Consider the following 17,932-nt stretch of genomic DNA (forward strand, 5'->3'; position numbering starts at 1 on the left):
AATCTGTATTTTCATTGTTCTGCAATATTCATTGGAGTATTGTATTTGTTTTATTTGAGGCCAATTGATCATCGAAAAAGAGGCCAAGATCTATGTATACCCATATTGGTAGTGAATGATATTCAATAGGTCAAAATTGTTTGTACACTGGTTTGTTTGAGCTGAAAAGTGATCTCATATAAGACAGGGAATGGAAAATATGGTCTGGATTGGCAGAATTTATTCAAGAGGTTGTCTATTGAAATTTAGGCTAGGAATATTTTCTATAGGAGTCTGGGTTTGTCATATTATATAAAAAAATGGATGTTCTAAAGTGGAAAAATCTATGAAATGCATCATTTCATTATTTATAAATATATACAATTATTGTAATTAGCAGATCTTTATATTTTAATAAATGTAATATTGCAAATGTAATTTCAATGTGTTTTTTATTATTGAAATAGATATAGAATTTATAATTAAATTTTGTAAATTGCACTGGTTGTATTTGTATCCCCACAATACAATCGATGAAAACTAATTCAAGAATATTTATAAATATTATTGAGGTTTTTTTAATGGCTTATTGATTGGAATACTTGGATTTTAGGTTTATCAATCGAGGTTTTTTATGGATTTAAATATTCCCATCATCGAAGGACATTAGTCTTTCAATGCCAATTTTGCAAATTTGACTTTTGAGACATTCAACATTTAAAGTGATTGAAAATAATGTAGGTGTTAATTTTTTTATCCCGTCTATTTTCTTGTGGCTTTAACCTGGTATAAGGTAGAATGGATAAAAAAATGATGTTCTTTTGTCTCAAAACTGTCTTTTTTATAGGATTGGTAATGCGAGGATGGGATTGGAATAGTACCAAAGTAAACCTTTAGTTAATTTAAGGTTTTTCGAGGGGGGTAATCTATATTATTTCCCTGTAAATTCATATGTAGATTGAAGTATATATTCCAAGTTGACTTCCAAAGGTATTGGATGTGTTAGGTTATGCAAGTAGTATCTTCTTTCTATTTAAGTTTTTGAAATTGATTTTGTGGTTGTAGAATGGAAATTAGCTTTTCCAAAATTATAAAAGTGCGGACTCTTAAAGACCTTTTTTCGTAATGCATAGATAGTGTAATGCCCCTAAATATTGGTCTATGATGGCATTTTTATTCATACAAATAGGCTGGTTTACAGATGCCTATTTGAATCTAGAATATAATTTCAGAATGAGGTTAAACGATTTCAAAAAATACTTAAATTATGAGGAAAATTCTACTTCTAATCGGATTAATGGTTTGGGTTACTGGTTTTACCTTTGCACAGGTCTGTGCAGATATAAGCGGGACTGGTGACTGTGATGGTGATGGTATAAGCAACGCAATTGAAGGCATAAATTGTAATAATCAAAAAGTGTATGCAACAAGTGTCACTAGAGATAGATCCAACTTTAATAGCCGATGTCTATCCGATCCATCTAATGAGGCCAATGCCTACATCACTTCTTATGATGGGTCAGCCTATTGTGATCAATGGAATGGGACGGCTACCACATCTGCTACATGGTATGGACTTACTCCTGGACTGCGAACGTATTACACGGTGAGGTTGCGTACAGGAAGTTCTCACTATCCCAAAACTGGTCATGGTACTTTTAACTCCCCGGCTTTAAATAGGAGCTGGCATAGTGGGGGAGGGAGTTCTTCTGAGCTTTCTACTACCGAGTATTCTTTTATTCAGAGTGGTACAACTATGACCATCAGCCTGAGTTTCTATACTTCTGGTTCTGGAGATGTTGCCGGTGATCTTCTTTGGAGGGTAACTAATATCTATCAATATAATCCCAATATTGTATGTGGTGGTAGAGACTCGGATGGCGATGGAGTTCCGGATTATATAGATTTGGATACAGACAATGACGGAATATTGGATATAGTTGAAAAAAATATTGATACAGATGGGGATGGGACGCCTGATTATAGAGATTTGGATTCGGACAACGACGGTCTATATGATGTGCATGAAGTCTTGGGATTGGATACCAACAATGATGGAGCAGTAGATGGTGGTGTCAATGCACAGGGAGTGCCTTTGGCTGCCAATGGCGGAAGTGGATATCCAGATATAGATTCCGATAGTGATGGTCGAACCAATAGATTAGATTTGGATTCTGATAATGATGGGAGTTTAGATGGCTTAGAAGGATATGCCGATGTGGATGGTGATAGTACGCCCAATTTTCTTGATTTAGATAGTGACGGAGATGGCTGTTATGATGCCTTGGAAGGAGGGGCAACTACTGTGCCCACTGATATGGTCATAGCTGGCCCTTATGGAAACAATGGATTGGCCAATAGTAAGGAAACAAATGATACTTATAATGCCGATATAAATTACATTTCTATGTACACTGCATTTGCACTTTCTGCGATTTCCAATGGATGTGATGATACTGATAACGATGGTATCATAGATATCGTGGATTTAGATGATGACAATGATGGTGTTCCCGATTTAGCGGAGACGCCATTGGGGCAAGATGTAGACACTGATGGAGATGGAATTCCCAATCGAATAGACTTGGATAGTGACAATGATGGTTGTAGTGATGCATTGGAGGCTGGAGTATTTCCTAAAACAAATTTGTCCAATGGAAGTGATGCTGGCAATGGGAATTTGGCATTAGATAATGCAGTGTTTTTGCCGGCAGTTCCGGTTGGGCCTAATGGATTAGCCGATGAAGTGGAAACAGCACCAGAAAGTGGACAGGTATCGTATACTAGTTATTATGGTCAATATGGTTTGTCCAGTGGCTTGAATGCATGTATAGATTCCGATATGGATGGCATAGGAGACTTGGTTGATATAGATGATGACAATGATGGTATTCCAGATGCGGTCGAATCTCCGAATTGTTTTTATACTTCAGAAGAATTGCAAATGATTGTCAATGTTACCTCGGATTTGGAACAATATTCATCTTTCGTGATAACCAATTCTTTCGATGGCAATACCTCTTCTCAAGCTGCATTAAAACCAGAAGATTGGGTAGGGAAAAGCATTTACGAAATTACCATGCTGTTTCCAGTTGCCATTGATGGAATATTCGTCGATGTAGGATCGTATAAATTTTCAAGTAATACAAGTAGCACTTTTCGATTGGAAGGGTTTAATGGAGGGGCATGGTACCCACTTTCTATACCTTTAGTACATAATAGTGCGGTTGATTTTACTGTCAATAATACATTGCAGCCAGGAGTTGCTTTTGAAAAATACAGATTGGTAGGAGTTGTAGGTAGTGCTTATTACCCTAGTGTAAGAGAATTTAATATGATATTGGGTGATTTTGTGGCCAGTAGGTATAATAAGGCTAGTTGTAGTGATGACTTAGATGGCGATGGTGTGCCGAATCACTTGGACTTAGATAGCGATGGAGATGGCTGTTATGATAGTTTCGAGGCCAGTGTGACAGGATCTACTAAAACAGGAAGCTATACGGATTCCTTAACCATACCCATGGGGCAGACTACAGGGGTAGGATCCAATGGTTTGGCCGACCATGTAGAAACTTCGGCAGATAGCGATGAAATCAATTATATATCGACTTATTTTTACGCCCAGAGTGCTGCTCTAAACTTGTGTGCTGATAGCGATGAAGACGGGATAGGAGATCTAGTAGATATAGATGACGACAACGATGGAATCCCTGATGCAGTGGAGTCGCCAAATTGTTTTTATACCTCAGAGGAAGCGGGGACAATAGTAGGAATAACATCGGATTTTAGTAGTCCTGATAATTTTAACTTATTACACGATGGAGCTTCGACATTGATTTTTAATTTCAATGCGGGAACAATGAATCCAGGCGATGACATTTTTATTATAGAATATCCCACTCAGGTGGAATTGTCTAGTGTGACGGTGTCTCATTTGATCTCTACTACTACAACTTCACGAGGGAAGTTATACGGATCACAAGATGGAAGTTCATGGGTGGAATTGACGAGTAGTGATAGAGCTTTGAATACTTCTCCATTGGTTTTTTCGGTAAACATTAATGCGGATCGCTATAAATATTATTCCATAAGAAATACGGTCACAGGGGCATTGGCAGTGGCGAATACCATAGGTGAGATTACCAGTGCTGTTTCTAGCTCATATCTTGCTAGTCGGAATACCAAATCCACCTGTAGCGACGACTTAGATGGCGATGGTGTACCCAATCACTTGGACTTAGATAGTGACGGAGATGGCTGTTATGATAGTTATGAAGCCAGTGTGACTGGATCTACGAAAACAGGTGCTTATACCGATTCATTGACTATTCCAGAAGGGCAAACCACAGGCGTGGGTGTCAATGGATTGGCCGATCATGTAGAAACTTCGGCAGATAGCGATGAAATCAATTATAGCTCTACATATTTCTATGCCGTCAGTTCAGCCTTAAATGTATGTGCAGATAGCGATGAGGATGGTATTGGCGATTTGGTCGATATAGATGATGACAACGATGGAATATTGGATGCGGTTGAATCTCCGAATTGTTTTTATACTGAATCTGAGGCTGGAACCATAATAGGAGTAACTTCTGATTTCTCTAGTCCAGATAATTTCAATTTATTATACGATGGAGCTTCGACTCAGCTATTTAATTTCAATGTGTCGACCATGAATCCAGGCGATGATATTTTTGTCATAGAATATCCAACACAGGTCGAGTTGTCCAGTGTGACGGTATCTCATCGAATATCGAATACCTCAACAGCTAGAGCTAAATTATACGGCTCATTGGATGGTGTTTCTTGGGTGGAATTGACCAGCTCTGACGTTGCAATTAATATTACCCCAACCGTGTTTACCGTAAATAGTAATGAGGATCGCTATAAATATTATGGTATACGAAATACCGTTACTGGAAATATTCCTGTCAGTTACACCATTGGTGAAATTACCAGTGTAGTAGCCAGTCCTTTTGTGCCCAGTCGATATACCAAACCCATCTGTACGGATGACTTAGATGGCGATGGAATACCGAATCATTTGGACTTAGATAGCGATGGAGATGGCTGTTATGATAGTTATGAAGCCAGTGTGACTGGGGCTACGAAAACAGGAGGTTATACCGATTCATTGACTATTCCAGAAGGCCAGACCACAGGTGTAGGTGTCAATGGATTGGCCGACCATGTAGAAACCTCGGCAGATAGCGATGAAATTAATTATACTTCTACTTATTACTACGCCATCAGTGCTGCTTTAAATGTTTGTGCAGATAGTGATGAAGATGGCATCGGTGATTTAGTCGATATCGATGACGATAACGATGGTATATTGGATGCGGTGGAATCGCCGAATTGTTTTTATTCTCCAGAAGAATTGCAAATGATTGTCAATGTTACTTCGGATTTGGAACAATATTCATCTTTCGTGATAACCAATTCCTTCGATGGCAATGCCTCTACTCAAGCCATATTAAAGCCAGCAGCCTGGGTGGGCAAAACCATATATGAGATTACTTTAGGTGCTGCAGTGGCTATTGACGGTATATTTGTCGATGTAGGATTGTACAAATTTTCGAGTAATGCAAGTAGTACTTTTCAGTTGGAGGGATATAATGGCAGTGGCTGGATTCCACTCTCCAATCCTGTGGTCAATAATAATACAAGTGATTTTACTATAAATAATACATTGCAACCGGGAATTCAATTTGAAAAATACAGGTTTGTGGGAGTTAATGGAAGTGCTTATTATCCCAGTGTAAGAGAATTTTCAATTTTAATAGGTGATCTAATATCCAGTAGATATCCCAAATCAACATGTAGTGATGACTTGGATGATGATGGCATTCCCAATCACTTGGACTTGGATAGTGACAATGACGGTATATATGATATTGTAGAAGCGGGTAATGCCTCAGTAATTGCATTGGACATAGATGGAAATGGGATATTGGAAGATACAGAATTTGCCGATACAGATATGGATGGATTGTCCGACGATATAGAGAATATCATTAGCGGTGATCTGACAACAAATGCTGGGGTAACACCAGTAGAAACGACGCCAGGTACGCCGGATTATATTAATACCGACAGTGATGACGATGATTGTGTAGATGCTATAGAGGCTTATAATGATGTATATGTAGACAGCAATGGTGATGGAAGTTATGGCGGACTTTTGGATCCGTTTAACGATATGGATCCCGCTAATATCAATGGGGTCGATGGATTGGGTAGGGTCAATGCCGCTACCTATTCAGGAACTAATGCTAGCGTTACCGATGCTAATATATCTGCCTGTGTACCCGATTTTAGACCAGAATTGGTGTTGTTAAATAGCATAATAATAGGGGAGTCAGGCAATATAAATTTTGTAGTAAATATTGATGAGTTAAACAATTATTCCTTGGATAATGGAGTGCCGGTTCAGTTTACAATTACAAAGGATACAAGAGTGCAAATTAATTGGAATAATAGTTTTGTGGGAGCATTTAATGGCAATCCATTCTTGCAAGTAGATAATACGGAATGGACCTATGATGGCAGCAATCCATTTGCTCATATTTGGACTTATAATGTTGGAGGTGCATTTCCTGCGAATGGATTGAAAAAAATAGGGATTAATGCCGTTTATACTGTTCCTGCTACTGGGGTTGGAACGCATTCTCTAAATGTAATAATTCCATTTGCCAATGTTGGTGGTGAGAGTAATTTCGATAATAACATTGCTTCGGATATTATAAATTTTGATAATAATTAAAAATCTGTATGTGGTATGTAAAAGATATATTGTTTTCTAAATAAGAAATATTGAAATGGAAAATAAAAATAGCGGGTCTTTACCCGCTATTTTTATTATTTAATGGTGGTTGTTATCTATTTCGTATTGCGAAAGGAGAAGACTTACATGGAACAGATATCATGGGAGTTATTTTTCTCCAGCCAATATTTGTGGATAAGTAATCAATACTTGTAACTTTTTCCCTATAATCATTTTATTTTATGAATAGTTGTTGGTTGAATTCTAATTTTAGAATTTGTTAGATGTAGATATTTATTGGGTTTAAATTATTTTGCCAGTGTCGCTAATAATTTTTAGCTATATTTGTAATCTAATTTATATTCTAGGACTAACCCCAGTCCAAAAATTTAATGAATTATCATAGCATCATCTCAGAAAAACAATTAATGTAAGTAATTACATTTAATTAAAGTATTTGGTGTGTCAGTTATACTACAGTACTTGGTTTGTATGCTATCTTGTAATCATTCATAATTATTTCTTAATAGAGGTTGTGTTTTTTAAGTTGATTCTGTTGGTTTGAACAGAATATGCTGTAGTGCTCCATGACAGCCTAATTCACTTTTAAAGCAGAGATATTAATATTCAAAGAAATAATACCACTATGATGAAATTTTTACTTAGCATTATCGGCCTATTTTTAATGACGAATCTGTTGATCTCCAGAGATTCTCTTAATGTTCCTATTGCAGAATTCTTTCCAATAAATAGTATGGTTTTGGCTATGGATGACCATGATATGGATGGAATACCAGATGAAACCGACATTGATGATGACAATGATGGTATATTAGATGCCGTTGAATCTCCGGGATGTTTTTATAGTTTTGAAGAAGCCAAAAGTATGATACAAATTTCTTCAGATCATGCAGCTCTAGAAGATTTTTCTCATTTATATGATGGCAGTATGGATCTTGTATTTAGGTTTGCTAATGGCAGTTTTGCCATTGGCGATGCTATATTTACGATAGAATATCCTACTCCAATAGAATTGTCACAAATAGTTGTTTCCAATCGAGTTTCGTATTCGGGAGGGGCTACGGCCAGATTGTACGGTTCAATAGATGGGTTGAGTTGGAATGAGTTGACAACTAATAATGTTTCCTTATTCGCACAGGGAAGTACTTATACGGTGAACAGCAATGCGGGACAATACAAGTATTATGAGATACGCAGTATGACTACAGGGGGCTTAATTGATGCCTACAATATCGCCGAAATAACTCCAACTTACAGCAGTGGTTTTATCCCCAGTTTGTCACCCAAGCCTAGTTGTACTGATGACAACGATGGAGATGGCATGGTCAATCACATGGATTTGGATAGTGATGGAGATGGATGCTATGATAGTTATGAAGCTGGTGTGGCTGGTTCTACCCTCAATGGAAGCTATACCGATTCTTTGGTTATTCCCCAGGGGCAAACTACTGGAATTGGAGGCAATGGATTGGCTGATCACATAGAAACCATAGCGGAAAGCAATGAAGTTAATTATTCTCATACTTATCAATATGCTCAAACCTCTGCTTGGAATGCATGCATAGATAGTGACGGTGATGGCATTAATGATATAGACGATTTAGATGACGACAATGATGGTATTTTGGATGTTGATGAATGTGCAAAAATCTTAATACCTGTAGCTTCTGACGGAAGTTTTAATGGGCTTGCGCCCATAGCCTCTTATGATGTTTTCAATAACACTGTAGAAGGTGGGGGCTACTTTTCTGGTTCAGTTACTCCAGATTCATGGAATTGCCCAGTTTACACTACAGGCAGTGGAAGACCCACTGGATTAGCCGATGGCATGCCATGTTCAAATGACGGTAGTGTATTTGTTGCAGGGGGAATGGATGGCAGCGCGAGAGAAGCAATATATACCATTATTGACGGTTTGACAGTAGGGCAAATATATGTTGTCGAATTTGAACAAGGCAATGCTGGAGTTGATGGTTTTACTTCAATCGGTAATCAGGCAAGATGGGAAGTTCATTTTGGAAGTGGAATTAAATATTCAACACTAATGCCTTACTTGGGAGAGGGTAATCAAGTATGGATGAGAGAATCGTTGGAATTTGTGGCCACAAGTACTTCTCAAAGATTGGAATTCTTTGTACATCCTGGTGCTGACGGTATTGTGGGAATGGAATATATGGCTTTAGATGGTGTAAAGTTATATCTGCCCACCCAATATTGTGACGATGATGGTGATGGAATATATAATCATCTCGATTTGGATAGTGATAATGATGGAATCTATGATATTGTAGAAGCTGGTAATGTTTCTGTGATTGCATTGGATGTGGATGGAAATGGAATAATTGAAGGAAGTGAATATACCGATGCAGATATGGATGGATTATCTGACGATGTAGAGAATATAGTGAGTAGCAATTTAACATCAAATCTTGGAGTTACACCAGCAGAGACTACTTACGGCATCTATGATTTTTTAAATATAGATAGTGATGGAGATGGCTGTGTCGATGCAATTGAGGCCTATAATGATGTTTTTGCAGATAGCAATGGAGATGGAAGCTATGGAGGTGAAGTGGAAGTCTTCAACAATGAAGACATCAGTAATATATATGGTGTTGATGAATTAGGAAGAGTGAATGCCGCTAGTTATCCGGGTACAGATGCCAGAGTTACCGATGCTAATATTTCTCCCTGTGTACCTGATTTTAGACCAGAATTAGTTCTATCAAATAGTATAGTCATAGGTGCTACTGGTAATATCGATTTTGTAGTGAATATCGAAGAGTTAAACAATTATTCTATTGACAATGGTGTTCCAATCCAATTTACAATTACTAAAGATTCTAGAATCCAAATAAACTGGAATGCCGGCTTGGTAGGAGCGTTCAACGGCAATCCATTCTTGCAAGTCAATAATACGGAGTGGACCTATGATGGCAGCAATCCTTTTGCACATATTTGGACCTATAATATTGCTGGAGAATATCCAGCATTGTCCATAAAAAAAATTGGGATAAATGCCGTCTATACTGTTCCTGCTACAGGTATTGGAACTCATTCGCTTAATGTTATTATTCCATTTACCAATGTTGGAGGTGAGAGAAATATCGATAATAACATTTCTTCAGATATAATAAATCTTGATAATAACTAAATATCTTTAGATAGTATGCGATTGGTCTACATATTATAAGAATTACATTTTATCATGAGGGAAAAGATTTCGAGATGACTTAGCGAAATGCACGACTGAATAAAGTTGCTCAAAGAGCACCTAGATGAACTAAATGTTCATCTGATGAAGGAGCCACGACCACCGTGTCGTGGATGGGTTTGCTCGTAAATCGAGCTTCATTCAGTCATCCTCATCCAATCGACGTTAAGTCGATTGGGTACTTTCCTCTCCCACCCAATGCGCGGAGGCATTGGTGCCCTTGATGCAATTCCAGTATTTTAGTAATTTATAGCTGTCGAATTTTATGCGGCATCGTCACAGCACAGTGGCTAACCCACCCGTGACTCGGAGGTCAACCTACCCGAAACTCAGAGGTTTCGGCTCCTTCATCAAATGCCCTCAATGGGCATTTGGTAGTCTTTCAGACTACTTCATTCAGTCGTGGCGTTACAACATTTCGAAATACAACCGACAATTATATACGTATTTGGTATAATAAGGCATAGTTTAGAATTTAAAAAGAACCTTATCTAGATTTTAGTATAATGGATAACAAATGATGAAGATAGCGGGAGAAAATCCGCTATTTTTTAATCTATAGCAATGTTGTAATATACAATTCAGCTAAAACTTTTGGCTATTATATCGCAAGTTACAATGTTAGACGATAGATGTTGTAATGACAAGTATAGTGAAAATGTAATTTAAATTAAATTTGATTTTATTAAAATGGAAATTGTATTTAAATTAACTATGTAGGTGATATTGTTTGTAATTTAATAGTTGCATGTGTTTTATTATGCTGTGAATTGTCTTCTTGCTGTTAAATTCAATATGGATATTTTACTTTGAGTGGTTGTGGTTTAGATGTATTATTTGGTTTTTTGCAATAAAGTAATATTATATAATGGCAAGCAAGAATTTATGTGATTTTGTGATTGAGTTGTTAACGTATTAATGCTTTTTGTTTAGCATTGTATAACGTGGTTGTGTGAAAATATTTATGTTGTTTTATTTTGTCTAGTAAAATAGAATAGCATTTTTTTATTAATTATTTAAATTTAACTTGTAGGAGTGAAGTAAAAGATAATAATTTCGTAGATTTACTTCCATGACTTACCCTAGTCAAAGCTTAATGACATCATCTAATGAACAAAGTGACATATAGAGTGAAATATAATGCTCCTGTGTTGCTGTATGTGATATACACTTTCATTGAAGGTGACCGACATTCATAAATATTTCCATAGAGGTTTTTGCTTTTTCGAAGCTGTTGAGTCCTCGACGATAAAGTCAGTTTGCCAAATTTTGTATTGGTCTGCTTCATTTATATTCGTGTTGAGACTTAGTAGTTTATCTATTATTTCTATGATTAAAGTATTTTACAATGAAATGGATTTTAAATTTGCTATGCATTTATATTTTATTTACTGTTCCAGTATATGGTCAATTCGAAGCAAGAATGGAATTATTACCAGGGGAAAGTAGGATTGTGCCAGCACCACTAAATCCAGTTGAAGAAAATGGAATTGGTGTATTTACGTTTCAATTAAAAAATCATGGACCTGCAGCTGCTTTAATTAATAGACCTGGTCCAGGTTATATAAATGCTTCAATTGCTTATTTGGAGTTAAGGGATGAAATTAATACCGATAATTCCAATACCAGTGTTCATGGATATGAGGATTATTATGATATTTATATATATGTTAATGATGATAAAAGACATGTTCTTTTTCAGCAAAAAGCAGAAATACCAGCAGGAACAACCATCACTATTTCCTTAGATGTGAAAGTTATTCAAAATAGTCCTCAAGATTCTCCAAAAAACGGAGGTAGTGTTAATTTAACTGCGGGGTCAAATCATGAGATAATTGGCGAAATAAATATATTTACTGAAACCTATACTTTGGAACCAGCCCCTGTAGAATTGACAAATTTTGAGGTGGAAAAGAAAGGTGAATTTTCAATCTTAAATTGGAATACAGTCTCTGAAATTAATAATGACTTATTTGAAATTGAGCGAAGTCAAAATGGCCAGGAATTTGTGAAAATTGGTGATGTGAAAGGTCATGGCAATACTCAAGTGCCTCAAAGCTATACATTTGTAGATCAAGAACCTTTTAATGGGATAAATTATTATCGGTTGAAGCAAATTGATTTTGATGGCACTTTCGACTATTCTAAAATTTTATATTTAACTTTTGACGAGACTCTAAATGGAGATAATCTCAACTTTAAATTGTTTCCCAATCCTACTTCTCAATATCTAAATATTGTTAGCAATAAGGATTTAAATAACCATAGAGTGGCATTATACGATGTTTTAGGAAGACAATTAAAGGTAATGTCTTATCAATCTGGAATGGCTCTACCCATGTATGGATTACAAAGTGGGCTGTATTCTGTTCACATAACCGATGAGTTAGGAGCTATAATTAAAAATGAAATGATCATTCATCAAAGTAATTGATGATAATTAATTTCCTCTAGTATTTGCTTTAACGCTTAAGCCATAGATGTAGTCCATTATTTTTATAATAAAAAATAAAAAAAGAGGTAGAGAAGAGGTCTAAATGAGAATAGTTTTTATGGGTTTAGACCTTATATTTTACTATCTTATGGGTTGTTGACTTTCAGTAGGTTAAAATATTTTTTTACATTATTTTTTTTCATAGATCGTGTGACTTTTGATTTTAAATACGTCAAATGTAAGGAAAGCACAAAGCAGTATTTCTTTTGCATTTTTCTATTTATGTGCCTAAATGGGCTAGATCTTAAAAAAGTCATATTGCTAATCCACTCCACTATTTGAATGTAAAAGTTATTGTGTTGTGAGTGAATATGTGTTATGAGAAGAATAAAGTGTTCTGATTTTTATCGAGATAGCTTCTTCATATTAGAAATAGGTTAGTAAAATAACCATAAGAAACTAATTATGCTTATAGAAAATATTACCTATTTAGGTGTAATCGAGGCATATATAATTGCCACTTTCGAATTAAGAACCCTTTCCGGTTTTACTCTCACTAATATGATGGAGTCTTGGATATTTTATGTTTTTTCATTTCCAACAATAATTTTCATTTTCCCCCTTTTCATTTCCTTCCTATTTTTTAAAGTATATCATTCAATGATGAGCAATAGAATAGGTCAATTTCACGATTTTTTAAAATCACTTAAAAAAAATAGGATTGATTATATCACTGAGTACTTGGATGTTTTTTTGTTGAAACAATCAGTGGAATATAAAATCAATGCCTCCGTGAAGGGGCAAGGTCTTTCTCTATACTTGAATATATGTTCAGGTGGTCGATAGTGTAAGTAAGTTGATTGCAAAGAGGTAGGAAGGTGACAATTGTTGTGCAGATAGATTGGAAGTAGAGTCATCGAATTTTGGTGGTGAAAGGATAGAATAGGTTTTTATAATATATGGTTAGTTATTAGTTAAGGTTAAATTAAATAATATTAAAATGAGAATTTATAGTACATTAATATTGTGTTTTTTAGGGTCAATTTGTTTTGGTCAATCCATGGTTATAGGTCCTTTGGAGTTGTCTCCTTTACCTTTGGCGCCAGTAGAAGAAGGAGGTACTGGACAGCTATCGTTTTGGGTAGGAGAAAATTCTACAATAGATGCCCCTCCAGGAGAAGTACCTGGATATCTAACCTTATCGCTTAGTAATTTGGATTTAATTGATCCCAATAACGTAGAGGCTAGTGTCAGCGGGCATAGTCCTTATTATAGTGTTGAACGAATAGTAACTCCTGATTCAGTGTATTTGTTGTTTACTCAAATAGCTACTTTTCCAGGGTTTTCAAATATTTTTATCTACATAGATACAAAAGTTACTGGGAATTCACCGCCGAATAATCGAAGTAATGGAGGTAAATTACTTATTTATCCTGGAACGGGGCAGAAAAATCTCGTTCGCGAAGCGAGTTTTTATTCTTATACAACAGAGCCTGCTCCCGTAGAATTAACGAACTTTCAGGTTGCTAAGGAGAATCAGTCCAGTTTGATAACATGGTCAACATTTTCTGAATTGAATAGCAGTTTTTTTGAAGTTCAGCGAAGTACAAATGGAATTGTTTTTGAAACAATTGGGACGGTTGATGCCGCAGGAAATAGTCCAGATCAAATTGAATACAGCTTTACTGATAGCAATCCCAAAAGGGGTATCAATTATTATCGACTGAATATGGTTGACTTGGACGCGACCTCAGTATTTTCAGAAATAAAGTTTTTAAATTTTGCCACTTCATTTTTTAATAGAGAGGTACCCATAACCGTATTTCCCAATCCTGCCAGTCAATTTATTAGACTATTGAGCAACGAGGAACTCGAAGGACATACAGTATCTTTACTGAATTTGAGAGGCAGTGTTTTAAAAACACTACCCTATAGTTCGGGAATGACTATCGATTTGGATGGTGTTTATGGTCCTGCTTTTATTGTTTTGGTCTATAATGCCGAGCGAAGAATAGTGACAAGAGAAATTATTTTTAATAATTGATACAAGAGTTTTTCCTCTTCGGTATTGTGTAATAGAATATCGAATGAAGATTTTAAAAAGACAGCAGAGCTCTCTGCTGTCTTTTTTTATAGGGTATATTTTTAAAAATCATATCTCCATATGGAAAAAATATTATCGGGATGCGTGATTGTGCTGTAATTCGGAAAGTACTTTGATGGAATCTCGTCATGCCGCAGTGTCTAACTCACCTGAGGCACAGTGGCCTAAAACCTATTGAATTGCGTTGCAATCACGCCAAATAACTAAAAGCAGTCCTGAAAGGACGAAATATGTCAGCATAGGGTGAAACCCTATGAAAGATAGTTTAATCAAATAAAAAGTCCTGAAGGGACGACATAATAAATTAAGGTAAAATCCTGGCTTGTCCATTTTTTGCAGTGTTGTCGCAGCGCAGTGGCTGCGACTTCTCTCGCCATGGCTTCCCCACCCACGACACAGTGGTCGTGGCTCCTTCATCAGATGAACATTTAGTTCATCTGGTTGCTCTTCGAGCAACTGCATTCAGTCATGTTCAGGACATTGGATACTACGTATTTTGCTCGTTCACCCACGACACGGTGGTCGTGGCTCCTTCAAGCAATTATATTATTTCTGTGACAAGTACTTAAACTTGTCAATTTAAATGCAGTGTTGTCTCAGCACAGTAAAGATTACTATGAAATTTTAATGATACTACGCCGGAGCCAGTGGCACTCCCTCCCGAAACGCGGAGGTTTCGGTTTCTTCGCCCTGGCAAGCCCACCCGGAGCGCAGTGGTAAAATTTCCTTACGATATACAGGACAGTCACGCCTCGGCACAGTGGCCTCGGTTCCTTCATCCAATAGATATTTAATCAATTGGGTTGCACTTCGTGCAACTGCATTCAGTCACCCACCCGAAACACGGAGGTTTCGTTTCCCTCACCATTGATCCATTAAGGATCAATGATACTGCGCATTTTGTTCGGTCATCCTCATCAAAGGTCGATTTACGACCTTTGGTACTTCGTACTGCATTTGGTCATCCATTAAGGGTATTTGGTCACTACGTGACTTCATTCAGTTATATTCAGTCGTGCACTACTCTCAGTTATCTCACAATCTTTGCCGTCAATGTAATATGTATTTCGTATTGTATTCAACCCATACAAGAATTGTCGATGTGTTTGTTCTTGATTTTGGGCAAAAAAAAAGATCACTACTTTTCAATAGTGATCTTTTGTATATCTCTAGCTCTTGTCTTACGACATCGCCTTTTTCATTTTGGTATATTGCCAAAAACTAATCATACGCTGTTGCTCCTCATCCCAAAGTTTGTTAAACATACATTTGAGACTATCTCTAAAACCGATAATGGTTACGTGTTTTTGAAAAACAGGATTTTCCTTCGCACATTTCACCAAATTGTAATTGGGGATGCGAGGACTTAAATGGTGGATATGATGTAGTCCGATATTGCCTGTCAACCACTGAATAGGGTGGGGCAGTTTATAATAGGTACTTCCCTTAATAGAAGCTACTAGGTAATCCCATTTGTCAATCCATTGTTTATAAGTGTCTTCGTGCTGGTGTTGAACATAGAAAAACCAAAAAGCTATGATGATGAAAAACACCAATATGGTTAACTGTGTTATCAAAAACGTCCATCCCAAGAAATAAGTAAGTACTAGATAAGTGAGTAAAATCAAAACATTGTTGTTCAACAGTGTCTTATGTCCTTTCTTAACTGCTTTTTCCTTAACCAATGGTGTGCGAACAACATATGATAAATAGGCTATTGGCACTACTACATGTAATACCAAGGGAGAACGAAAAATTCTATACCCAACTTGTCTCCATTTCGGTAATGCTTCGTACTCCTTAACCGTCAACATGGGAACATCTCCAATATGTCGGTTTTCCAACTGGCCATTGTGTCCGTGGTGATAGTCGTGCACACTGTACCAATAATCATAAGGTATAGTACTGAAAATGCTACACATCCATCCTACAACAGCGTTTTGTTTGCGACTTCCCAAAAATGATTGGTGACCACAATCGTGTTGTATGATAAATATTCTAGCCATGAAAAATCCGCATAAAATGGTTAGAGGTAATCCCAACCAGAATGAATACTTCATTGCAAAATATGTCAATATCCACAATCCAATAAATGGAATGAAAGTATTGAGAAGTTGAATGGTTGCTAATTTTGTATTTTGAATTTGATAAGGTTTGATTAGATTCCTCCAGTCCTTTAAGTCGGATTTTATTTGATTGATTTGCATATATTGAATAGATAAATTTAAAACAATGCGAAAATGCATATATGTAATTTCGCAAAAATACAAAATTTTCTCTTACTGCCTTGAGATATCTTGTTTTTAAGTTTTTATTACATTTTTAATGGCTTGTAACTCTTTGATTATGTTCTTGTTCTGTCCTAACGATTGGTTTAATTGATGATCCGAATATTAGATCAGTAGATCAATCCGAAAAATGCTGTGTATTTAGATTAAAGGACTTTAAAATAGGAGAAGTCTTTAAAAAAAGTGGAGCTGCCGGGGTTCGAACCCGGGTCCAGTCAAAGCACTCATTAGCTTTCTACATGCTTAGTATTAAATTTAATTTTCGAATGATAGAAAGGTTTTAATACCTACCCGCCTAACACCTTAGTTCCTAAATTTCGGCATTCAATCGAAACAATTTAAATCCCTAGTCTGAGTTGTTTTATGATGTGCAGGTCTACTGTGTATCAGACATCAAGTCTACCGCACAAAGGCTATCTAATTCCTTGAATTAGGCTGCCAAGGCAAAATTGTTATTGCCAATTAAAATGGTTTCAAGATTATTTGTTAACGGAGTAAATCATGATGCTCCGACATGCTAACTAACCAGAAATCTTTCCTGTCAAATCCAAGTCAGCCCCCTATTTTAAAGAACGTTTGTTACCTAGTTAACATCTCATGATGTCAAAAGGTTGCCAAAGGTAGTAAATATATATGGAACCAATAGGGTATTTTACTGTAGGCTGATGCATATTTTAACTTTATGCCAGAGAATTTAAATGAAAATATAAGATTTTTAAAAATATTCAATCCTATCTACATCCATTTCTCCAGAGGTTCAATAAATGAATTGTGCGCTAATTTATTATTCAAAATTTAAAGTCAATGTCCTAAGTCTTTATCATTTGCGGATCTGATATTTTAACCTTTACAAGTTGATGCCATCTATTATGTATATTAGATTAATGAATATTTTCATGCGAATGGTATCGGATCAACCTAGACTTTGAAAATGTTGAGACAGGACATGAAAAATTGTAATTCTGCATTCGTCTCCATTGTGCTTTGTGATAATAGTTTAACTGATTTGGCTGGTCTAATATATTGAGAATGTCACACCGGTCATCTTGGAAGCTTACTTCTGCAAACAATAGTTCGTGTAAGTCTAAAGTTAATATAAATATAATAGCCTTGAAATTTGGTGTAT

At 36.2% G+C, this 17,932-nt stretch carries 5 protein-coding genes and 1 other RNA gene; 4 read left to right on the top strand and 2 right to left on the bottom strand.

All coding sequences use genetic code 11. The annotated features are described in order from the left end of the window. The first annotated feature begins 1,246 nt into the window (after positions 1 to 1,246). The 4 genes from LVD51_RS06430 to LVD51_RS06445 all read left to right on the top strand — a co-directional run bounded on the left by LVD51_RS06430 (position 1,247) and on the right by LVD51_RS06445 (position 14,458). Complete coding sequence (locus LVD51_RS06430; RefSeq protein WP_236970382.1) at positions 1,247 to 6,745, top strand: thrombospondin type 3 repeat-containing protein; 5,499 nt, start codon at positions 1,247 to 1,249, stop codon at positions 6,743 to 6,745. Between the two features lie 646 nt (positions 6,746 to 7,391). Further along, the gene (locus LVD51_RS06435) at positions 7,392 to 9,920 is read left to right on the top strand and encodes a hypothetical protein (protein WP_236970383.1); all 2,529 of its coding nucleotides are present in this window, start codon (positions 7,392 to 7,394) and stop codon (positions 9,918 to 9,920) included. 1,408 nt (positions 9,921 to 11,328) lie between these two features. Beyond that, complete coding sequence (locus LVD51_RS06440; protein WP_236970384.1) at positions 11,329 to 12,414, top strand: T9SS type A sorting domain-containing protein; 1,086 nt, start codon at positions 11,329 to 11,331, stop codon at positions 12,412 to 12,414. Between the two features lie 1,000 nt (positions 12,415 to 13,414). Further along, positions 13,415 to 14,458, top strand: a complete 1,044-nt coding sequence (locus LVD51_RS06445) for a T9SS type A sorting domain-containing protein (protein WP_236970385.1) — start codon at positions 13,415 to 13,417, stop codon at positions 14,456 to 14,458. Between the two features lie 1,241 nt (positions 14,459 to 15,699). On the opposite strand, the gene LVD51_RS06450 is transcribed toward LVD51_RS06445, so the two are convergent. Together LVD51_RS06450 and ssrA are read right to left on the bottom strand one after the other, a co-directional pair. Further along, positions 15,700 to 16,764: a fatty acid desaturase gene (locus tag LVD51_RS06450; RefSeq protein WP_236970386.1), complete on the bottom strand. Its 1,065-nt coding sequence runs from the start codon at positions 16,762 to 16,764 to the stop codon at positions 15,700 to 15,702. 223 nt (positions 16,765 to 16,987) lie between these two features. Then, positions 16,988 to 17,366: a transfer-messenger RNA gene (gene ssrA / locus LVD51_RS06455) on the bottom strand. Between the last annotated feature and the right edge of the window lie 566 nt (positions 17,367 to 17,932).

Source organism: Membranihabitans marinus, from assembly GCF_021729155.1.
GTDB lineage: Bacteria > Bacteroidota > Bacteroidia > Chitinophagales > Saprospiraceae > Membranihabitans > Membranihabitans marinus.